Below are 21,100 nucleotides of genomic sequence, written 5' to 3'. Positions count from 1 at the left end.
CTGGCAACCGAACTCATCGAAGGAGCCACCATGGCACTTACCCCGGATGACGTCGTCACCAAGCAGTTCCAGCACGTCCGCTTCAAGGACGGATTCGACCCGGACGAGGTCGACGACTTCCTCGACGAGATCGTCATCGAGTGGCGCAAGGCCCTCGAGGAGAACGTCGAGCTGAAGGCCAAGCTGGCCGCTTTCGAGTCCGGCGAGACCCCTGCGGCCGCCGCCCCCGCCGCTCCCGTCGCCGAGGCGCCCGCGCCCGTCGTCGAGGCCCCCGCCGCCGAGCCCGCTCCGTCCGGTTCCGCGACCGCGACCGCCGGCATCATCGAGCTCGCGCAGCGCCTGCACGACGAGCACGTCGCCGAGGGTGAGGCCAAGCGCGCCCAGCTCATCGCCGACGCCGAGGGCGAGGTCACGCGCATCCGCACCGAGGCCGAGGCCAAGCAGCGCGAGGAGTCGGCCCGTCTGGAGCGCGAGCGCAACACGCTCGAGGCCCGTATCACCGAGCTCCGCAACTTCGAGCGCGACTACCGGTCGCAGCTGCGCGGCTACATCGAGGGTCAGCTCCGCGACCTCGACGAGAAGTCGGCGTCGACGGATTCGACCCCGGTCTCCGCGATCGGTCTGTAGGCCGTCCTTTGCCAGGACGCCGTCCTCTTCGTCGTTCGGCGGCCGGCGCGATCGTTGCGATCATCGCAGCGCTCGTGCTGGCCGCCGATCAGTGTGTGAAGTACCTCACGATCACTTATCTGCCCCTCCAGGAGCCGGTGCCGGTGCTCGGCGAGTTCCTTCAGTGGTACTACGTTCGCAACCCCGGAGCGGCCTTCTCGCTCGGGGCGGACGTCACGTGGATCTTCACGATCGCCCTCGCGGTCGTCGCGGTCGTGATCGTGTGGAAGGCCTTCGGCCTCCGCTCGCGGCTGTGGGCCGTCGTGCTCGGCGGTCTGCTCGGGGGCGTGCTCGGGAACCTCGGTGATCGCCTGTTCCGCGAACCGGGATTCGGGGTCGGGCACGTCGTCGACATGATCTCGATGCCCTGGATGCTCCCGGCGATCTTCAACGTCGCCGACGTGTTCATCGTGACCGGCATGATCTCGGTCGCGCTCCTCGTGGTCCTCGGCCTGCGCTTCGACGGAACGCGTGAGCGCGACCACGAGCACCCCGTCGTCGAGAACGACGAGGACGCCGAGGCCGCGGCCATCGCCGAGGACGCCGAGATCGAGGCGGCGCGCGCCGAGGAGTCGGCGCCGCTGCCCGACGAGCCGGAGGCGTCCGCCGGAGCCACGACATCGGACGGTCGCTGATCGTGGAGTCCCGTTCCCTCCCCGTCCCCGACGGGCTGGACGGCGTGCGCGTCGACGCCGCTCTCGCGAAGATGCTGGGCTTCTCCCGGACATTCGCCGCGGACGTCGCAGCGGCCGGGGGCGTGCGCGTCGACGGAGTCGTGCTCGACAAGTCCGACCGTCTGCGCGGCGGCGGCTGGCTCGAGGTCGAGTGGCAGCCCAAGGAGGAGCCGCGGATCATCCCGATCGCGGTTCCCGAGCTCGGCATCGTGTACGACGACGACGACATCGTCGTGGTGGACAAGCCCACGGGCGTGGCCGCGCATCCGTCGATCGGATGGGAGGGGCCGACCGTGGTGGGTGCGCTGGCTGCTGCGGGGTTCCGCATCGCGACGAGCGGCGCTCCCGAGCGTCAGGGCGTCGTGCACCGTCTCGACGTGGGTACGAGCGGTCTCATGGTCGTCGCCAAGACCGAGTCCGCGTACACGGCCCTCAAGCACGCCTTCAAGGAGCGCACGGTCGAGAAGATCTACCACGCGGTCGTGCAGGGGCATCCCGACCCGCTCGCCGGGACGATCGACGCCCCGATCGGCCGTCACCCCGGGCATTCCTGGAAGTTCGCGGTCGTCCCCGACGGCAAGCCCTCCGTGACGCACTATGAGACGCTCGAGGCCTTCCCCGGAGCGTCGCTGCTCGAGATCCACCTCGAGACGGGGCGTACGCATCAGATCCGCGTGCACATGGCCGCGCATCGGCATCCCTGCGTCGGAGACCCGCTCTACGGCGCCGATCCCACGCTGTCCGCCCGCCTGGGTCTGACGCGGCAGTGGCTGCACGCGCACCAGCTCGCCTTCACGCACCCGGCGACGGGGGAGTGGGTGCAGTTCGAGTCGCCGTACCCGGCGGACTTCCAGCACGCACTCGACGTGCTCCGCGGCGACTGAGTCAGAAGCGCGCCTCGGTCGCGGCCGCGACCACGCCGTCGAGTGTCCGCTCGAGGAAGTCGACGACCGCGTCGTCGTCGACCTGGCGGTCCACGACCAGTTCGAGCAGCGCCTCCTCGGTGAACGACACCCACGCGCGCAGCGCGACGCGCAGGGCCGACTCGTCGGGCACTCCCAGCTCCGCGAAAGCCTCGCGGAGACGAAGGGCGTTGAGTTCACGCGACTCGTCGACGATCGCGCGGACGGCCGGGTCGCCGCTGGCCACACCGCGGACGAGCGACGAGAACGTGCCGCTGTGGTCGCGCACGAAGCCCGCTATCCGCAGCAGGGTGTCGCGGATCCTCTCGCGCGGCGGAAGGTCCTGCCGGGGTTCCGTCGCGAGCAGAAGGCTGTCCCGCGCGGTCGTGACGATCGCGCGCTCGACGCCCTGGCGGCTCTCGAAGTAGTGGAAGATCAGTGCTTTCGAGACACCGGCTCGGAGCGCGAGCTCGTCGATCGTGAGCTCGTCGAGGGGGTGCTCCGCCAGGAAGCGCACGCCGATGGCGACGAGCTGGGCTCGGCGCTCGTCGGGGCTGAGACGAGAACGGCGCTCCGACGACATGCCTGAAGCCTAACGACAACAGGTATTGACTCTGAATCAATAAGACATAGGATCGGAACGCGCGGACGGAGCCGTTCGCGCGAAGGAGGAGGATCGATGAAGTTCCCGAAGCCGTCCAGAGTCGTGTCCGCCGCGACGTCGTCGCACGCCGGACGCATCACGCTCGCCGCCGTCCCCGTCGGGATCGTCGCCGCCGTGCTCCTCGGAGGAGTCGCGCAGGGCGCCGTCCCCGTGTCGTTCGCGGTGTCCGGCAGTCAGTTCCAGATCGGTGCGAGCCAGCTCGAGGGCTCAGGGTTCTCGCAGTACGCCGGCGTCGCGACCGACACCGAGGGCGTCGAGCACACCGTCGCGATCGCGAACATCAAGAGCGCGACGCTCAGCGACCTCTGCCAGTCGGTGATCACCGAGACGCCGCTGGGCACCGTCGGGGTGCTCATCAAGGCCGGAGGCGGAGGAAACCCCGCGACCGCCAGCGACCTCCAGATAGGCATGACCGGTCTCAAGGGCGACGCGACCTTCGGTGCCATCCGCATCGGGGTCGACGCCTCGACCGTGAACACCGACGCCAAGGGGACGCCCGGCGACTTCGCCCAGGACTCCGACACGATCTCGATCACGAACCTGCAGCAGACGGCGTGGAGCACCCAGGCGTCGGTCTTCACGCTCACAGGGATGTCGCTCGAGCTCACGGACGGCTCGCAGGGATGCTTCTGAACGGGACGGATGCCGTGACCGAGACCTCCGAGGAGTCCACTGCCGCCGCGCCGCGACGGTTCCGCGACTGGCGCCGTCAGCGCCCCTTCGTCGGTGGCATCCTCCTCGCGCTCGGCGGCATCGAGATGTTCTTCTCCGGTCAGCTGGACTTCGGGCACCTGCACGTGCAGCTCGGGATCGAGGGGCTGCAGGCGACGGTCATCCCCATCCTGCTGCTGCTCCTCGGCATCCTCGCGATCACGATGCCTGCCCACCACGTGTTCTACGGCGTGATCGCGCTCGCGGTCGGCCTGTACTCGCTGATCGGCGTCAACCTCGGCGGATTCCTCGTCGGGATGCTCCTGTCGGTCATCGGTGGCATCCTCGTCGTCGCGTGGATGAAGCCGCGGGCCGTGGAGGTCGCTGCGACACCGGACCAGGGCGAGGTGACCGCGACGTGATCCGCCGGTCCGGTCTCGCGGCCGCCGCCGTCGTCGTCGCGCTCCTCGTGACGCCGATGACGCTCGGAGCGGCCGCTCCGCACCCGCAGGCGGGCTTCTGCATCCCGCTGATCTACTGCCCGGATCCAGATCCGGAGCCGGGCGTGCCGCCGGAGAGTCCGACGCCGACCGCTCCTGCCGATCCCGCCGACCCGTCGATGCCTGTCGTCCCGCTGCCGACGGATCCGATCGCGCCTGTGGACCCCGCGCCCGCCGATCCGGTGCCGGCCCCCGTCGACGACGGCGCCCCGGTGTTCACCGGGACGCCCGCGGCCATGGGATCGGAGTCGCTCTCGTTCAGCGGCCTCTCCGGGATCTCGATCGTCACGGTGCCGACTGCGGACGGCGGCGGCGTGCGCGTGCTCAAGCTCACCGCCGACTCGATCACGATCTCGGGCTTCTCCCTCACCGTGCGTCCGCCCGACGGGCCGGGCCTGGTGACCACAGCCGACACGATGTCGCTGCAGGGGCACGTGAGCGTGTACCTCGGATCGGTGAGCGCCTCCGCGCTGGGCGGGGAGCCGCTGACCATCGGGCTGGACACGCCTCCGCCGCTCACCGACATCGAACCGGGTCTCCTGAACGTGACGATGGGACTCGTGGGCAGCACGGCGGACTCGATCACCTACACCAACACGGATCAGCGGATCGTCGAGCTCGACTAGCGGCGGATGTCGGCGCCGCGGTGCAGACTGGGCGCATGAGCATCGAGGTGAGACCGGCGACGGACTTCGACGACGTCGCGACCCTCGTCGGCCCGAAGAAGCCGACGTCCAACGTGTGCTTCTGCCTGAGCTACCGCATCGGCAGCAAGGAGAATCAGGCGTTGAAGGGTTCCGCCCGTGCCGACAGGGTGCGCGAGCTCTGCCGCCACGATCCGCCGCCCGGCGTGATCGCGTATCTCGACGACGAACCCGTGGGGTGGGCGGCGCTGCACCCGCGCAGCGACACGAGCTTCGCGACCAACCGCCTCATCCCGCACGTCGACGATCTCGAGGTGTGGTCGCTGTGGTGCCTGCGCGTCCGACCGGGACATCGCAAGCAGGGGATCACGCACGCGCTGGTCGACGGCGCCGTCGCCTACGCGCGCGAGCGCGGTGCTCCGATGGTCGAGGCCTACCCGGTCGACAACCAGGGCGAGAAGGTCGACCTGACGATGGCGTACGTCGGCACGCGGAAGATCTTCGAAGACGGCGGATTCACGAAGGCGGCGGACACGGGGTCGGTTCTGAACGGGTTTCCCCGGGTGCTGATGCGGCTCGATCTGCGGTGAGACGGCGGTGCAGGAAGATTCTCGAGAAAATCGTGAACCGTCCGGCGTCGCACGGGCAATACATAGTGTGAAAACAGACAGCGAGATCATTCAGCGGTCGCTCGGGCAGCCCCGGGCGTTCGCCGAACTCTTCGACAGGCATGCCGGAGTGGTGGGACGGTACGCCGCCCGACGCCTCGGAGCAGATGCCGGAGAGGACATCCTCAGCGAGACGTTCCTCGTCGCTTTCGCCCGCCGGAAGGCGTTCGACACCACGTGGGACACCGCGCTGCCGTGGTTGTTCGGGATCGCCTCCCGACTGATCAGGAAGCATCGGGCGACGGAGGCCAAGCACCTCCGGTCGAGCATCGAATCGGCCCACCGCGAGGAGCACATCTCGCATGGCGACCTCGAGACGACGATCGCCCGGCTGGACGCCGAGATCTCGACCCGCGAGCTCGCTCCGCGGATCGCGTCGCTGTCGGCGAGGGACCGGGAGACGCTCCTGCTGTACGCCTGGGGGGACCTGACGTACGAAGAGGTCGCCGCCGCCCTCGGTGTTCCGGTGGGCACGGTGCGCTCCCGCATCAACCGCGTGCGCACCCGGCTGGACCCGCACCGCGGCACCAGCCCGATCCGAGTCGTGAAGCAGAAGGAAGGAGAAGTCGATGGACGTTTTCGAGCGCGTGCGTGAGGTCAACACGGGGGTGGGTCTCACCGACGAGCGGATCGCCGGGGCGCGAGCCCGTCTTCTCGAGGGCATCGACACCCGCATGGCGACGGCGCGCAAGCGCGTGAGCCGTCGGCCGATGTTCCTCATCGCCGGAGCCGTCGCCGGAGTCGCCGCGGCGACCGCGACGGTCATGGTGGTCGGTCAGCTCACGGCGCCGGCTCCGCAGGTGGAGGCGATCCCCGCCCCCACGGTGGACCCGCGACAGCCGGGGGAGGTGCTCCCGCATCCCGCGCCGACCGGAGGGACCGGGATCACGGAGCCCTTCCCCGGCACGACCCCTCAGGCGGGGCAGTATCTCAGCATCCGGGCCGTGAGCGACGCCCTGACCTATCGGGGACCGTACGCCTCGATCTTCGCCTGGTCGTATCGTCCGGATGAGTACCCGCCGATCTCCGCGGCTCTGCTGCGCTCCACGCATCAGAGCTTCATGCCGGCGGACCGCTCGGGGGAATGGGTCTTCCAGGATGGCCCACTGAACGAGCGACTCGAGTTCTACTCGAACGATCCGGGGCCCGGGAATCAGGTCGCATGGGACAACATGCTGCCCGTCCTGCCGCCGTACGAACCCTGGTCGTCCCTCGGCGGGTATCCGAGCGACGGGGGAATCGTCTCGGGGACACTCGAATCGTATGCGGCGCTCCCCTCCGATCCCGATGAGCTCTACCAGTATGTGAGGGATCTCGGGCTGAGCTGGGGAATCCCCGCCGACATCGTGGACGAGTGGGTGATGCAGCAGGTCAGCGAGGTTCTGACCTCGAACTACGCGCCGCCGGCGGCGCGAGCGGCCTTCTGGAACCTTCTCTCGAGCCGCACGGCGACACCGTCGGTGGACGGAGACATCATGACCTACACGCTGCGGTTCGTCACGACCGACCCGAGGACGGCGACGGTGTCGATCGACTCGACCACCGGATGGGTCACGGAGTACACGTACAAGGCGGACCGCACGGAAGATGCCGAACAGGACATGGCACCTGCCGACGTCCCGGATGTGAGGACCACGTACACGGTCTCGATCGTCGACTCGCTTCCCTGACCCGGCCGCGCGCACAGCCCCGGCATCCCCTGCGGATGCCGGGGCTCGTCGCGGCCGGGATGTCCGACGCCGAAAGTAGACTCGGATCATGGCCTCCGACTCCTTCGTCCACCTGCACGTGCACAGCGAGTACTCCATGCTCGACGGTGCGGCGAAGATCGCGTCGATGACGCAGGCGGCCGCCGATTACGACATGCCGGCGATCGCTGTGACCGACCACGGCAACACCTTCGCGGCGTTCGAGTTCTACAAGGCGGCGAACGCCGCGGGCGTCAAGCCGATCATCGGCCTCGAGGCGTACGTGACGCCGGGCACCCACCGCAGCGACAAGACCCGTGTGCAGTGGGGATCGCCGGATCAGAAGAGCGACGACGTCTCGGGTTCCGGCGCGTACACCCACATGACCATGTGGAGCGAGAACACGCAGGGCATGCACAACCTGTTCCGCCTCAGCTCTCTGTCGAGCATGGAGGGCTACTACTTCAAGCCCCGCATGGATCGCGAGCTCCTGCAGACCTACGGCAAGGGCCTGATCGCCACGACCGGTTGCCCCTCCGGCGAGATCCAGACGCGACTGCGCCTCGGGCAGTACGACGCGGCGCGTGCAGCGGCGGCCGAGTTCCAGGACCTCTTCGGCAAGGAGAACTACTTCGCCGAGATCATGGACCACGGCCTCTCGATCGAGCGTCGGGTCATGTCCGATCTCATCCGGCTGGCCAAAGACCTGAACATCCCGCTCGTCGGCACGAACGACTCGCACTACACGCACCAGCACGAGGCCGACGCGCACGAGGCGCTCCTGTGCGTGCAGTCCGGCTCGACCCTCGACGACCCGAACCGCTTCAAGTTCGACGGCGACGGCTACTACATCAAGACCGCCGCCGAGATGCGGCAGCTCTTCCGCGATCACCCCGAGGCGTGCGACAACACGCTCCTGATCGCCGAGCGCTGCGAGGTGGAGTTCAACACCGCCGCCAACTACATGCCGCGCTTCCCCGTGCCCGACGGCGAGACCGAGGACAGCTGGCTCATCAAGGAGGTGGAGGCCGGCCTCCACTACCGGTACCCGAGCGGTATCCCCGACAACGTGCGCAAGCAGGCCGAGTACGAGACCGGCATCATCCTGCAGATGGGCTTCCCCGGCTACTTCCTCGTCGTCGCCGACTTCATCAACTGGGCAAAGGACAACGGCATCCGCGTCGGACCGGGGCGCGGCTCCGGTGCCGGCTCCATGGTCGCGTACGCCATGAAGATCACCGACCTCGATCCCCTCGAGCACGGCCTCATCTTCGAGCGGTTCCTGAACCCCGACCGCGTCTCGATGCCCGACTTCGACGTCGACTTCGACGACCGTCGCCGCGGCGAGGTCATCGAGTACGTGACGAAGAAGTACGGTTCGGAGCGCGTCGCGCAGATCGTCACCTACGGAACGATCAAGTCCAAGCAGGCGCTGAAAGACGCCGGACGTGTGCTCGGCTTCCCGTTCAGCATGGGCGAGCGCCTCACCAAGGCCATGCCGCCGCCCGTCATGGGCAAGGACATGGAGCTCGGCGGCATGTTCGACTCCGCGCACAAGCGCTACAAGGAGGCGAGCGAGTTCCGGGCGCTCATCGAGACCGACCCCGAGGCGAAGACGGTGTTCGACCGTGCGCTCGGGCTCGAAGGGCTGAAGCGCCAGTGGGGCGTGCACGCGGCCGGCGTGATCATGTCGTCCGAGCCGCTGCTCGACATCATCCCGATCATGCGTCGCGAGCAGGACGGCCAGATCGTCACGCAGTTCGACTACCCGTCGTGCGAGTCGCTCGGACTCATCAAGATGGACTTCCTGGGGCTCCGCAACCTCACGATCATCTCGGATGCCCTCGACAACATCCGCATGAACAGGGGAGAGGAGCTGGATCTCGAGCACCTCGCGCTCGACGACCGCGGTGCCTACGACCTGCTCGCCCGCGGTGACTCGCTCGGGGTGTTCCAGCTCGACGGCGGGCCCATGCGCTCGCTCATGCGCCTCATGAAGCCCGACAACTTCGGTGACATCTCGGCTCTCATCGCGCTGTACCGTCCCGGCCCCATGGGCGCCAACTCGCACACCAACTACGCGCTGCGCAAGAACGGCGCGCAGCCGATCACGCCGATCCACCCCGAGTTCACCGAGTCGCTCGCCGACATCCTCGAGGAGTCCTACGGTCTGATCATCTACCAGGAGCAGGTCATGGCCATCGCCCAGCGGGTGGCCGGATTCTCGCTCGGACAGGCCGACATCCTCCGCCGAGCGATGGGCAAGAAGAAGAAGTCCGAGCTCGACAAGCAGTTCGAAGGCTTCCAGGCGGGCATGCACGCGAACGGCTACTCCGACGGAGCGGTGAACGCGCTGTGGGAGATCCTCCTGCCGTTCTCCGACTATGCCTTCAACAAAGCGCACTCGGCTGCGTACGGCGTCGTGTCGTACTGGACCGCATACCTCAAGGCGCACTATCCCGCCGAGTACATGGCGGCGCTGCTCACCAGCGTCGGCGACTCCAAGGACAAGATGGCGCTCTACCTCAACGAGTGCCGTCGCATGGGGATCAAGGTCCTCCCACCCGACGTCTCGGAGTCGATCAACTACTTCGCCGCCGTCGGCGACGACATCCGCTTCGGCCTCGGCGCCGTGCGCAACGTCGGCAGCAACGTGGTCGACGGCATCGTCACCGCGCGCAAGGACGAGCGGTTCACGTCGTTCCACGACTTCCTCGCCACCGTGCCGCTGCACGTCTCGAACAAGCGCACGGTCGAGTCGCTGATCAAGGCGGGTGCCTTCGACTCGATGGGCGACACGCGCCGCGCGTTGATGGAGATCCACGAGGATGCCGTCGAGGCTGCGGTCGACCGCAAGCGGAACGAAGCCCAGGGCGCGATCGGCTTCGACTTCGACAGCCTCTACGACGGCACGGAGGAGGTCGCGCCCGCCAAGGTGCCGACCCGCCCCGAGTGGATCAAGAAGGACAAGCTCGCATTCGAGCGCGAGATGCTCGGGCTGTACGTGTCCGACCATCCGCTCGCCGGACTCGAGGTGCCGCTCGCGAAGCACGCATCGATCTCGATCCACGACCTCAACAACTCCGAGGACCTGCAGGACGGCGACCAGGTCACGGTCGCCGGTCTCGTCACGAGCGTGCAGCACCGCGTGGCGAAGGCCAGCGGCAACCCCTACGGCATGATCACGGTCGAGGACTTCAACGGCGAGGTCACCGTCATGTTCATGGGCAAGACCTACACGGAGTTCCAGCACACGCTGCAGCAGGACTCGATCCTCGCGGTGCGCGGCCGGGTCTCCCGGCGCGACGACGGCCTCAACCTGCATGCGCAGTCGGCGTTCGCCCCCGACGTGGGATCGTTCGACGCGGCGGGACCGCTCGCGCTCGTGCTCGCGGAGCAACGGGCGACCGAGCGGGTCATGCAGGATCTCGCGGAGATCCTGCGACGGCACAGCGGCGAGACCGAGGTGATGCTGCGCGTGCATCGCGGCGGCACCGCCAAGGTGTTCGAGGTGCCGATGCCGGTCAAGGTCTCCGCCGACCTGTTCGGCGACCTGAAATCGCTGCTCGGCCCCTCCTGTCTCGGGTGATGCCCGCCCCCGCCGTCATCCGAGGTCGCACCCCGGACGCTCCCCGGCGCACTCTCCGGCGCACCCGGTAGGATCGTGACCCGTTGGGTGCGAGGCGTCCGAACCCGCACCGTGACGAAAGGACCACCCATGAGCACGGAATACCCCTCCTTGAACAGTGATCCCACGGATGCCGACGCCGCGGCGGCCGTCGCCGCCGACGACGAGTCGTTCTCCGACGACGACGGCGTCCTCTACGACGACGAGGTGACGCCGGAGTACGGCATCCTCGGCCTCACCCTCCGCGAGCTCCTGATCGTGGGCGCCTGGGTGGTGCTGTTCGTCCTGTCGTTCGTGCCGCTCGGCTGGTCGCCCGCGCTGTGGGCGCAGGGCATCTCCTGGGTGCTGCCGATCGGCGTGCCCACCGTGGCGGTGTTCCTCCTCGTGCTGCGTCGCTTCTCGCCCGAGGGCATCCGTCGCGTCGGCTCGCTGGGGATCGATCAGTTCGCGTCCGTGGCGTTCGCCGTCGCAGCGGTCTGGTGGGCGCAGCTGCTCTGGGAGTACGTGTCGGTGCTGATCGCCACCGGCGTCTCCGCCCTCGTCTGGGTGCCATGGGTGCAGCTCGTCGTGACGCTCGCTCTCGTCGTGCTCACGGTCTTCGCCCCTCTCGTCCCCGGCCTCCGTGAGGACTTCCACGGGCGTCTCGTGACCCTGGCCCACCGGAACGCCAACCCCGCACGTCCGGTCATCGCGCGCCCGCGCCCCGAACGTCCCGAGGACCCCGCGCCCGATGCCGTCGAGTCCGGGGCGGCCGCATCCGTCGGGCAGGCGTCGCCGACGCTCGCCCCCGACAGCTACGTCACGCTCCCGGCCGACGGTCTCGACGTCGAGCTCTCCGGACAGCAGGCCACCGACGAGGTCGCCCGTCTCGACCTCGCCGCGCAGGTGCCTCTTTCCTCGCACGCCTCCGGCGGCGGCACGGGGACCGAGCAGGCGACCTCCGACGAGGAGTACACACCGGCGTACTCCCGCCGCACGTGGAACGAGGAGCCGGACATCGTCTCCGACACCGGGAGCATCGAGTCGATGCTCGGGGCCCCGGCGCAGGAGGTCGGTGCTCCGCAGACCGAGGCGTTCTCGACGCTGGACGACGTCGACCTCGACGCCACGAACCCGCGCGAGTCCGCGCCGGCGGGTCAGCCGTTCTGGATCCTCGCGCCCACGGAGCGCGATGTGCACGACGAGCGCGGCGAGCCGCTCTTCCGCATCGGCCCGAGCGCCTGGGCGCTCGTGATCGAGGATCGCGGCGGCGCCTACGTCGTGCGCCACGACGACGGACGCATCGGCTACCTGCACGACATCGCGGACATCACGAAGGGCTGATCTTGCGCACGATCGATCTGCGGGGGCGCGAGCTCTCGCCCGCCGACATGCTCGCCGCCGTGCCGCGCGCGACCCAGGCCAGGGCCGAGGCCCTCGACACCGCCGCACGCCTCGTCGACGACGTCCGCGAGCACGGCGATGCCGCTCTGCGCGATCAGGCCGAGCGCTTCGACCGGGTCACCGGGCACGACATCCGCGTGCCGGCGACCCAGATCGAGGAGGCGCTGGCCGCCCTCGACCCCGAGGTGAGCGACGCGCTCGAGGAGGCGATCCGCCGTGTGCGCCTCGCCTCCGCCGCGCAGGTGCCCGAACCCCGGACCACCCGGATCGGCGACGGCGCCACGATCACGCAGCGCTGGCAGCCGGTGCAGCGCGTCGGCGTCTACATCCCCGGCGGCAAGGCCGTCTACCCGTCGAGCGTCATCATGAACGTCGTGCCCGCCCAGGTCGCGGGAGTCGCGCAGATCGCGCTGGCCTCGCCCCCGCAGGCGGATCAGGACGGCCGCATCCACCCGACGATCCTCGCCGCCGCGGGGCTGCTCGGGGTCACCGAGGTCTACGCGATGGGCGGAGCCGGCGCGATCGGCGCCTTCGCGCACGGCGTCGCCGCCGTGGACCTGGACCCGGTCGACGTGGTCTCCGGACCGGGCAACAACTACGTCGCCTCCGCGAAACGCGCCGTCGCCGGCGTGGTGGGCACCGATTCCGAGGCCGGCGCGACGGAGATCCTCGTGGTCGCCGACGCCTCCGCCGACGCCCGGCTGGTCGCCGCGGACCTCGTGAGCCAGGCGGAGCACGACGAGCAGGCCTCGGCCGTCCTCGTCACCGACTCCGTCGAGCTGGCCGAGCAGGTGGCTGCGGAGGTGGCGCTCCAGGCAGGACGCACCCGTCACTCGGCCCGTGTCGCCATCGCGCTCGACGGCCCGCAGTCCGCGATCGTGCTCGTCGACGACCGCGACATGGCGACGGCGTTCAGCAACGCGTACGCGCCCGAGCATCTCGAGCTCCACCTGGTCGATGCGGAGGAGGCCGCCGCGTCCTTCACGAGCGCGGGCGCCGTGTTCGTCGGCGACCAGACGCCGGTGAGCCTCGGCGACTACATGGCCGGGAGCAATCACGTGCTGCCGACCGGGGGACAGGCTCGGTACGCGCCCGGCCTCGGCGCCTACACGTTCCTGCGCCCCCAGCAGGTCATCTCCTACGACCGGGACGCTCTCGCCGCGGTCCGCGCCGGAGTCGTGGCGCTCGCGAACACCGAGATCCTCCCGGCGCACGGCGAGGCGATCGAGGCGCGCTTCACCGCGTAGGATCGGTCAGATGCACTGCCCCTTCTGCCGTCACCCGGACTCCCGCGTCATCGACTCGCGCACCAGCGACGACGGTCTCTCGATCCGCCGACGTCGTCAGTGCCCCGAGTGCGGCGGCCGCTTCACCACGACCGAGACCGCGAGCCTCAACGTGATCAAGCGCTCCGGCGTCATGGAGCCGTTCAGCCGCGAGAAGGTGATCTCGGGCGTCCGCAAGGCCTGCCAGGGGCGCCCCGTCACCGAGGCCGATCTGGCGATCCTCGCGCAGCGCGTCGAGGAGGCCGTGCGTCAGACCGGCGTCTCGCAGCTCGACACGAACGAGATCGGATTGGCGATCCTCGGGCCGCTGCGCGATCTCGACGAGGTCGCGTACCTGCGCTTCGCGAGCGTGTACCAGGCCTTCGACTCGCTCGAGGACTTCGAGAGCGCGATCACCGAGCTCCGGGCCGATCACGCGGAGCGCGAGCCCGCCGACCGGTAATCTGGCAGGGATGTATCCGCTGCTCTTCCGCGCCGTCCTGTCGCGCTTCGACCCCGAGTTCGCCCATCACGCCGGCATGGCGGTGATCAGGGTGCTCGGCGCGCCTCCGTTCGCCGGCGTCACGCGGGCGCTCACGAAGCCCGACCCCTCGCTGCGGGTCGAGGCTCTCGGGCTCACGTTCCCCTCGCCGTTCGGCATCGCCGCAGGCTTCGACAAGAACGCCGTCGGGGTGCGCGGACTCGCTGCGCTCGGGTTCGGGCATGTCGAGGTCGGGACGCTCACGGCGATCCCGCAGGACGGGAACCCGAAGCCGCGGCTGTTCCGCCTCGTCGCCGACCGCGCGGTGATCAACCGCATGGGGTTCAACAACCGGGGAGCGGATGCCGCGGCCCGTCGTCTCGCGAAGCTGCGCCGGGGAGCGCCCGACACGGTGATCGGCGTCAACATCGGCAAGAGCCGGGTCGTGGACGTCGAGGATGCGACCGCCGACTACGTCTCCTCCGCGACCCGCCTCGCCCCGCTGGCGGACTATCTCGCCGTGAACGTCTCCTCGCCGAACACACCGGGCCTGCGCGGCCTCCAGGCGGTCGAGACGCTCGCTCCGTTGCTGCGCGCCGTGAAGGCGGCGTCCGGTGCCACTCCGCTCCTCGTGAAGATCGCCCCCGATCTGCCCGACGAGGAGATCGCGGCCGTCGCCCGGCTCGCGGTGGCCGAAGGACTCGCGGGGATCATCGCGCACAACACGACGATCAGTCGGGAGGGCCTCCTGACCGACGACGCGACCGTGGAGGCCGCGGGGGCGGGCGGGCTCTCCGGCGCTCCCCTCAAGCAGCGCTCCCTGGAGGTGCTCCGCGTCGTGCGCGAGGCCGTGCCCGCGGACTTCTGCGTGATCGCGGTCGGTGGCGTCGAGACACCCTCCGATGTCCAGGAGCGTCTGGACGCCGGAGCGACCCTCGTGCAGGGCTACACCGCGTTCCTGTACCGGGGACCGTTCTGGGGTCGGGAGATCAACCGCGGTCTGATCCGCGGCCGCCGCTGACCGTCGGCGCACATACGAAAGGCGCCTCCTGCTCTCGCGAGCGGAGGCGCCTTCGTGGTCTTCGGGGTCAGGCGGGGTAGTCGCCGCGCTTGACCTGGGCCTTCGGCAGGCGCATGAACCGCATCTGCAGCGACCGCATCGCGGCGTACCAGCCCAGCCCGCGCTCCATGCGCTCCTGTCCGAACCGGGCGGCGACCTTGCGCTTGACGCGGAAGCCGAGCAGGATCATGCCGCCGATCGCGAGCACGAGGTAGGCCATCATCACGAGGTAGGCCCACCCGGCGACCGCGAAGCCGCCGATCGCGAGGTTCGGCGGGAGGAGGGAGATGAGGATCACGATCACCATGACACCCATCACGAACTCGGCGGGGTGCCACCCGGCATCCACGTAGTCGCGCACCCAGCGCCGCTGCGGGCCCTTGTCGCGCGCGGGGAGGTACTTCTCCTCACCCGCGGCGAGACCGGCCTGGGCGCGTGAGCGGCGCTCGTTGAGCTCGGCGCGCGCGGCGGCCTTGGCCTCCTTGGTGTTCGCGACGAGGGGGCGACGACGCGCCGCCTCCTGCTCCGCACGACTCGGCGTGGCACGACCCTTGCCCACGGCGGGCGTCTCGGGGGCGTCGTCGTTCGTCGGCGGGGATGCGGGGGAAGTGGCCACGAGGTTCCTCGGTTCGGTGAGAGCGGATCACCTTAAGATTACTCGCATGACTTCTCCTGTTCAGCCCGGCGACCAGATTCCGACCAGCGACCGCGAGCCCGCCGTCCTCGAGGCGGCGGCGATCGGGATGCCGGCGGCTCTGAGCGACCTCGGCCACCTCGTGCGGATCCCCGGCATGGCATGGCCGGCGTTCGATCAGACGCAGCTGGAGCGCAGCTCGGAGGCCGTGGCCGCGCTCGCGGAGGAGACCGGCGTGTTCGACAGCGTGCGCGTCCTCCGCGCCGCGATCCCCGGCACCGACGAGGTGGGCCAGCCCGCCGTGCTCGCGACCCGCGCGGCACGCAACGGCAAGCCGACGATCCTCCTCTACGCGCACCACGACGTGCAGCCCCCGGGAGACGACGCGCTGTGGGACACCCCGCCGTTCGAGCCGACCGTGCGCGACGGACGCCTGTACGGTCGCGGAGCCGCCGACGACAAGGCCGGCATCATGGCGCACATCGCGTCGATCCGCGCCGTGGCCGAGGTGCTCGGCGACGACCTCGAGCTCGGGATCGCGATGTTCATCGAGGGGGAGGAGGAGTATGGCTCCCGCTCCTTCGCGCAATTCCTGTCCGACAACAAGGAGGCGCTGCGCGCCGACGCGATCGTGGTCGCCGACTCGGGCAACTGGGATTCGGAGACCCCGGGACTCACGGTGTCGTTGCGCGGGAACGCGCGCTTCACGGTGCGTGTCCGCACGCTCGACCATGCGTCGCACTCCGGCATGTTCGGGGGAGCGGTGCCCGACGCCATGATGGCGACGGTCACGATGCTCTCGACGCTGTGGAACGCCGACGGCTCCGTCGCCGTCGAGGGGATGACCGAGCGCGACGCGCCGACCCCCGAGTACACGGAGGAGACGCTGCGCGACGAGGCGGGGCTGCTGCCGGGGACCACTCCCATCGGCGACGGCACGATCCTCAGCCGCATCTGGAACAAGCCGTCGGTCACGGTCATCGGCATCGACGCCACGAGCGTCGCCGCGGCGTCCAACACCCTGCTCCCGGAGGTCTCGGTCGTGATCAGCGCCCGAGTGGCGCCCGGTCAGTCGGGGGAGGAGGCGTACGCCGCCCTCGAGGCGCACCTGCGGGCGCACGCCCCGTTCGGAGCCGAGCTGACGTTCTCCGACGTCGACCTCGGCAACGGCTTCCTCGTCGACACGAGCGGCTGGGCGGTGGCCCTGACCCGCTCGGCGATGCACGACGGCTACGGCGTCGCACCGATCGACCTCGGCGTGGGCGGATCGATCCCGTTCATCGCCGACCTCGTCCGCGAGTTCCCGTCCGCGCAGATCCTGGTGACCGGTGTCGAGGACCCGCACTCGCGCGCCCACAGCCCGAACGAGTCGCTGCACCTCGACACGTTCCGCCACGCCGTCGCCACCGAGGCGCTTCTGCTGTCGCGGATGAACGACGTCGTGATCTGACCCTCCCCTGCAGGGCGAAGGGTAAAATCGAGCTACCAGCCGTGTGCGAGCACGGCCGATCACAAGGAGCGACATGAGCGACACCACACTCACCCCGGCAGAGATCACCCAGGCGCACGGCGTGAAGCTGACCGACGCGGCCGCCACCAAGGTCAAGAACCTCCTCGAGCAGGAGGGTCGCGACGACCTGCGCCTGCGCGTCGCCGTGCAGCCCGGAGGCTGCTCGGGACTCATCTATCAGCTCTACTTCGACGAGCGCTTCCTCGAGGGCGACGAGACCGTCGACTTCGACGGCGTCGAGGTCATCGTCGACAACATGAGCGTCCCGTACCTGGACGGCGCGTCCATCGACTTCAAGGACACGATCTCGGAGCAGGGCTTCACGATCGACAACCCCAACGCGGCCGGCAGCTGCGCCTGCGGCGACAGCTTCCACTGACCCGATCGGCGCCGCCAACCTGCGTGGTTGGCATGAATCGGGTGTGAGGTTGCCCTAGACTTGGGTGTGCCCTGTCCGCAATCTGAAAGGTGCATCGTGCCCTCGAAACGCCGCCTTCGTTGGGTCGCTCTTCCCCTGGGAGTAGTGACCGCCGTGGCCCTGGCTGGATGTACCACCACCGAGCTGAACGGGTACCTCCCGGGCTTCGTGGACGACGGACCAGCAGCCACGAACCAGACCGAGCGGGTCTCCTCGCTCTGGGTCAACTCGTGGATCGTCCTCCTCGCCGTCGGCGTGATCACCTGGGGCCTCATGGCCTGGGCCGCGATCGCCTACCGCCGCCGCAAGGGACAGACGGGTCTGCCGGTGCAGATGCGCTACAACATGCCGATCGAGATCTTCTACACGATCGTGCCGCTCATCCTCGTGCTGGGCATGTTCTTCTTCACGGCCCGCGACCAGGCCGCGATCGAGGCGAAGTGGGACGACCCCGATGTCGAGATCACCGCGATCGCCAAGCAGTGGGCGTGGGACTTCCAGTACGACGGCGACGAGGACGACAACTCCGACGCCGTGTGGACCATGGGCATCCAGGCCCAGCCGGACGCCGAGGGCAACATCGACCAGGAGCAGCTGCCCACGCTGGTGCTGCCCGTCGACAAGAAGGTCACGATCGACCTGCAGTCGCGTGACGTCATCCACTCCTTCTGGATCATCGACTTCCTCTACAAGAAGGACATGTACATCGGGAAGGACAACTCCTGGTCGTTCATCCCCACCCGCGTCGGGGAGTACGCCGGCAAGTGCGCCGAGCTCTGCGGCGAGTACCACTCGATGATGCTCTTCAACGTCAAGGTCGTTGAGCAGGACGAATACGACGCCTACCTCGAGTCGCTGAAGGAGGAGGGGAACACGGGAGACATCACGGACGCTTACGACCGTCTGGGCAACTACCCGGGTACCACCGCCCCCGCCGGCACCGAGGAAGGGGAGGAGTAAGCCATGTCGACCACCGAAGCCCCCCGCACCGACGAGGCGCCGCGCTCGCGTCCGACGACCCTCCCGGCACGCCAGGCCGCTCTCATGAGCTCCTCGCGCGTCGAGCAGAAGGGCAACATCATCGTCAAGTGGATCACCTCCACCGACCACAAGACGATCGGGTACATGTACCTCATCGCCTCGGTGCTGTTCTTCCTCCTCGGCGGCGTGATGGCCCTCGTCATCCGCGCCGAGCTCTTCGCCCCGGGCATGCAGATCATCCCGACGAAGGAGCAGTACAACCAGCTGTTCACGATGCACGGCACGATCATGCTGCTCATGTTCGCGACCCCGCTGTTCGCGGGCTTCGCGAACGCGATCCTGCCGCTGCAGATCGGTGCGCCCGATGTGGCGTTCCCGCGTCTGAACGCCTTCGCCTTCTGGCTCTTCCTGTTCGGCTCGACGATCGCCGTCGCCGGCTTCCTCACGCCGCAGGGTGCGGCCTCGTTCGGCTGGTTCGCCTACCAGCCGCTCGCGAGCGCCTCGTTCTCGCCTGGTGCGGGTGGAAACCTCTGGATGCTCGGACTCGGCATCTCCGGATTCGGCACGATCCTCGGCGCCGTGAACTTCATCACGACGATCATCACGATGCGCGCCCCCGGCATGACGATGTGGCGCATGCCGATCTTCTCGTGGAACACGCTCATCACGAGCCTCCTGATCCTCATGGCGTTCCCGGTGCTCGCCGCCGCGATCTTCGCCGCCGGTGCCGACCGCGTGCTCGGCGCCCACATCTACGACCCGGCCAACGGCGGCGTCCTGCTGTGGCAGCACCTCTTCTGGTTCTTCGGCCACCCCGAGGTGTACATCATCGCGCTGCCGTTCTTCGGCATCGTGTCCGAGGTCTTCCCGGTCTTCAGCCGCAAGCCGATCTTCGGCTACAAGACGCTCGTCTACGCGACGATCGCGATCGCGGCCCTCTCGGTCGCGGTGTGGGCCCACCACATGTACGTCACCGGCTCCGTGCTGCTGCCGTTCTTCGCGCTCATGACGATGCTCATCGCGGTGCCGACCGGTGTGAAGATCTTCAACTGGATCGGAACGCTCTGGCGAGGGTCCGTGACGTTCGAGACCCCGATGGTCTTCGCGCTCGGCTTCCTCGTGTCGTTCGTGTTCGGCGGTCTGACCGGTGTGATCCTCGCGGCCCCGCCGCTCGACTTCGCGCTGTCCGACTCGTACTTCGTCGTCGCCCACTTCCACTACGTGGTGTTCGGTACCGTCGTGTTCGCGATGTTCTCCGGGTTCTACTTCTGGTGGCCCAAGTGGACCGGTCGGATGCTCAACGAGCGCCTCGGCTACGTGCACTTCTGGATGCTGTTCATCGGCTTCCACATGACGTTCCTCATCCAGCACTGGTTGGGCGTCGACGGCATGGTGCGCCGCTACGCGGACTACTCGGCGGCCGACGGCTGGACCTGGCAGAACCAGGTCTCGACGATCGGCGCGATCATCCTCGGCGCCTCGATGCTGCCGTTCTTCCTGAACGTCTGGATCACGGCTCGCAAGGCCCCGAAGGTCACGGTCAACGACCCGTGGGGCTACGGTGCCTCGCTCGAGTGGGCGACCTCGTGCCCGCCGCCGCGTCACAACTTCACGTCGATCCCGCGCATCCGCAGCGAGCGTCCGGCGTTCGATCTGAACCACCCGGAGGCCGCGGAGTTCGCTACCACGGCACCCGGCGAGCGAGAGGGCCACTGACCCATGCGCGACAACGTCATCCTCTGGTGGATCCTGACCGCGTTCTTCGCGCTGGTCGGCGTCGTCTACACCGGCTGGCACATCCTGGCCACCCCGAACGACAACTTCGCGATGCGCATCGAGTGGGTCGGCACCGTGGCGCTGTTCTTCGCCGCCTTCATGGGCGCGATGATCGCGTTCTACCTCGACCGCACGCACAAGGCGCAGCAGGGTGAGCTCCCCGAGGACATCCTGACGAGCGACATCGACGACGGCGACCCGGAGCTCGGCGAGTTCAGCCCGTGGTCCTGGTGGCCGCTCGTGCTCGCCGGTTCGGCGGCGGTGTTCGTGGTGGGTCTGGCCGTCGGCCACTTCCTCCTGCCGATCGGACTGGCGATCTTCGTGGTCGCGATCGTCGGCTGGGTGTACGAGTACTACCGCGGCAACTTCGCCCGCTGATCGTGACGCAGAAGGCCCCGAGGACGACGTCTTCGGGGCCTTCTGCGTGTCCGGAGCTCTACGCACGTGTCCGGACGCGGGCGACTCCGGTGAGGGGATCCACGGGCCGGCGGTGCACGCCGTCCGCATCCTCGATCGGGTAGCCCTCGCGGACCCAGTACTCGAAGCCGCCGATCATCTCTCGGACGTCGTAGCCGAGCTTCGCGAACTCGAGAGCACCCTTCGCACCCGCGTTGCAGCCGGGGCTCCAGCAGTACACGACGACCTGGGCGTCTGCGGGGATCTCGATCGGGGCGCGGGCGGCGATCTCGCTGTAGTGCATGTGCACGGCGCCGGCGACGCGTCCCTGGGCCCAGGCCTCGTCGGAGCGCACGTCGACGATCACGAGGTCGTCTCCGGCCTTCCGGGCGGCATGGACATCGCTCGCATCGGTCTCGGCGGCGAGCTTGGTGGCGTAGTAGTCGGCGCGATCCATCATGGTGTCAGTCTAGGGACCGTACGAGGGCGCGCGCCGTCCTGATCCGGACGG

22 protein-coding genes are annotated in these 21,100 nt (G+C 68.8%); 19 read left to right on the top strand and 3 right to left on the bottom strand.

Going from position 1 to position 21,100, the window contains the following annotated elements; all coding sequences use genetic code 11:
* Positions 1-30 precede the first annotated feature (30 nt).
* The 3 genes from ACIPY8_RS18240 to ACIPY8_RS18230 are packed head-to-tail and all read left to right on the top strand — an operon-like array spanning position 31 to position 2,224.
* Positions 31-627, top strand: a complete 597-nt coding sequence (locus ACIPY8_RS18240) for a DivIVA domain-containing protein (RefSeq protein ID WP_400821263.1) — start codon at positions 31-33, stop codon at positions 625-627.
* 8 nt (positions 628-635) lie between these two features.
* On the top strand, positions 636-1,301 hold the full coding sequence (lspA, locus tag ACIPY8_RS18235) for a signal peptidase II (protein WP_400821261.1): 666 nt from the start codon (positions 636-638) through the stop codon (positions 1,299-1,301).
* A 2-nt stretch (positions 1,302-1,303) separates the two neighbouring features.
* Positions 1,304-2,224, top strand: a complete 921-nt coding sequence (locus ACIPY8_RS18230) for an RluA family pseudouridine synthase (protein WP_400821259.1) — start codon at positions 1,304-1,306, stop codon at positions 2,222-2,224.
* A 1-nt stretch (position 2,225) separates the two neighbouring features.
* Here the strand turns inward: ACIPY8_RS18230 and ACIPY8_RS18225 are convergent, their stop codons facing one another.
* Positions 2,226-2,825 carry a TetR/AcrR family transcriptional regulator gene (locus tag ACIPY8_RS18225; protein ID WP_400821256.1) on the bottom strand — a complete coding sequence of 200 codons (600 nt, stop codon included), beginning with the start codon at positions 2,823-2,825 and terminating at the stop codon, positions 2,226-2,228.
* A gap of 96 nt (positions 2,826-2,921) precedes the next feature.
* Between ACIPY8_RS18225 and ACIPY8_RS18220 the strand changes: the two genes are divergently transcribed.
* The 11 genes from ACIPY8_RS18220 (at position 2,922) to ACIPY8_RS18170 (ending at position 14,835) form a co-directional block, all read left to right on the top strand.
* Positions 2,922-3,539, top strand: a complete 618-nt coding sequence (locus ACIPY8_RS18220) for a DUF6230 family protein (protein WP_400821254.1) — start codon at positions 2,922-2,924, stop codon at positions 3,537-3,539.
* On the top strand, positions 3,530-3,979 hold the full coding sequence (locus ACIPY8_RS18215; protein WP_400821252.1) for a DUF6114 domain-containing protein: 450 nt from the start codon (positions 3,530-3,532) through the stop codon (positions 3,977-3,979). The genes ACIPY8_RS18220 and ACIPY8_RS18215 overlap by 10 nt, the downstream gene beginning before the upstream one ends.
* Positions 3,976-4,683 (top strand): hypothetical protein, encoded by a 708-nt coding sequence (locus tag ACIPY8_RS18210; protein ID WP_400821249.1) that lies wholly within the window; start codon positions 3,976-3,978, stop codon positions 4,681-4,683. The genes ACIPY8_RS18215 and ACIPY8_RS18210 overlap by 4 nt, the downstream gene beginning before the upstream one ends.
* A 35-nt stretch (positions 4,684-4,718) precedes the next feature.
* Positions 4,719-5,291: a GNAT family N-acetyltransferase gene (locus ACIPY8_RS18205; protein ID WP_400821247.1), complete on the top strand. Its 573-nt coding sequence runs from the start codon at positions 4,719-4,721 to the stop codon at positions 5,289-5,291.
* 67 nt (positions 5,292-5,358) lie between these two features.
* Entirely contained in the window at positions 5,359-5,964 is a 606-nt protein-coding gene (locus ACIPY8_RS18200; RefSeq protein ID WP_400821245.1) for an RNA polymerase sigma factor, read from the top strand.
* Positions 5,939-7,039: a hypothetical protein gene (locus ACIPY8_RS18195; protein ID WP_400821243.1), complete on the top strand. Its 1,101-nt coding sequence runs from the start codon at positions 5,939-5,941 to the stop codon at positions 7,037-7,039. The genes ACIPY8_RS18200 and ACIPY8_RS18195 overlap by 26 nt, the downstream gene beginning before the upstream one ends.
* An 88-nt stretch (positions 7,040-7,127) precedes the next feature.
* On the top strand, positions 7,128-10,646 hold the full coding sequence (gene dnaE / locus ACIPY8_RS18190; protein ID WP_400821241.1) for a DNA polymerase III subunit alpha: 3,519 nt from the start codon (positions 7,128-7,130) through the stop codon (positions 10,644-10,646).
* Positions 10,647-10,775: 129 nt separating this feature from the next.
* Positions 10,776-12,008, top strand: coding sequence for a hypothetical protein (locus tag ACIPY8_RS18185; protein ID WP_400821239.1), 1,233 nt, complete (start codon positions 10,776-10,778; stop codon positions 12,006-12,008).
* Positions 12,008-13,315 carry a histidinol dehydrogenase gene (gene hisD / locus ACIPY8_RS18180; protein ID WP_400821438.1) on the top strand — a complete coding sequence of 436 codons (1,308 nt, stop codon included), beginning with the start codon at positions 12,008-12,010 and terminating at the stop codon, positions 13,313-13,315. The genes ACIPY8_RS18185 and hisD overlap by 1 nt, the downstream gene beginning before the upstream one ends.
* A 10-nt stretch (positions 13,316-13,325) precedes the next feature.
* Entirely contained in the window at positions 13,326-13,796 is a 471-nt protein-coding gene (gene nrdR / locus ACIPY8_RS18175) for a transcriptional regulator NrdR (protein WP_400821237.1), read from the top strand.
* Positions 13,797-13,806: 10 nt separating this feature from the next.
* The gene (locus tag ACIPY8_RS18170) at positions 13,807-14,835 is read left to right on the top strand and encodes a quinone-dependent dihydroorotate dehydrogenase (protein ID WP_400821234.1); all 1,029 of its coding nucleotides are present in this window, start codon (positions 13,807-13,809) and stop codon (positions 14,833-14,835) included.
* Between the two features lie 67 nt (positions 14,836-14,902).
* Here the strand turns inward: ACIPY8_RS18170 and ACIPY8_RS18165 are convergent, their stop codons facing one another.
* The gene (locus ACIPY8_RS18165; protein ID WP_400821231.1) at positions 14,903-15,490 is read right to left on the bottom strand and encodes a DUF3043 domain-containing protein; all 588 of its coding nucleotides are present in this window, start codon (positions 15,488-15,490) and stop codon (positions 14,903-14,905) included.
* Positions 15,491-15,536: 46 nt separating this feature from the next.
* On the opposite strand from ACIPY8_RS18165, the gene ACIPY8_RS18160 reads away from it, so the two are divergent.
* The 5 genes from ACIPY8_RS18160 (at position 15,537) to ACIPY8_RS18140 (ending at position 20,571) form a co-directional block, all read left to right on the top strand.
* Entirely contained in the window at positions 15,537-16,958 is a 1,422-nt protein-coding gene (locus ACIPY8_RS18160; RefSeq protein ID WP_400821229.1) for a dipeptidase, read from the top strand.
* Between the two features lie 73 nt (positions 16,959-17,031).
* Positions 17,032-17,397, top strand: a complete 366-nt coding sequence (gene erpA / locus ACIPY8_RS18155) for an iron-sulfur cluster insertion protein ErpA (protein WP_400821226.1) — start codon at positions 17,032-17,034, stop codon at positions 17,395-17,397.
* A 96-nt stretch (positions 17,398-17,493) separates the two neighbouring features.
* Positions 17,494-18,396: a cytochrome c oxidase subunit II gene (coxB, locus tag ACIPY8_RS18150; protein WP_050723755.1), complete on the top strand. Its 903-nt coding sequence runs from the start codon at positions 17,494-17,496 to the stop codon at positions 18,394-18,396.
* A 3-nt stretch (positions 18,397-18,399) separates the two neighbouring features.
* A complete protein-coding gene (ctaD, locus tag ACIPY8_RS18145; protein WP_400821224.1) occupies positions 18,400-20,133 on the top strand; it encodes a cytochrome c oxidase subunit I in 1,734 nt (577 codons plus the stop codon).
* 3 nt (positions 20,134-20,136) lie between these two features.
* Positions 20,137-20,571 (top strand): cytochrome c oxidase subunit 4, encoded by a 435-nt coding sequence (locus ACIPY8_RS18140; RefSeq protein ID WP_050723757.1) that lies wholly within the window; start codon positions 20,137-20,139, stop codon positions 20,569-20,571.
* 58 nt (positions 20,572-20,629) lie between these two features.
* Here ACIPY8_RS18140 and ACIPY8_RS18135 read toward each other — a convergent pair whose 3' ends face one another.
* Positions 20,630-21,049, bottom strand: coding sequence for a rhodanese-like domain-containing protein (locus ACIPY8_RS18135; protein WP_400821221.1), 420 nt, complete (start codon positions 21,047-21,049; stop codon positions 20,630-20,632).
* Between the last annotated feature and the right edge of the window lie 51 nt (positions 21,050-21,100).

Source organism: Microbacterium sp. NPDC089696 (assembly GCF_044749125.1).
In the GTDB taxonomy this organism is placed as follows: domain Bacteria; phylum Actinomycetota; class Actinomycetes; order Actinomycetales; family Microbacteriaceae; genus Microbacterium.
Note: the sequence above shows the minus strand (reverse complement) of the source record. Positions and strands in the feature narration are given on the sequence as shown.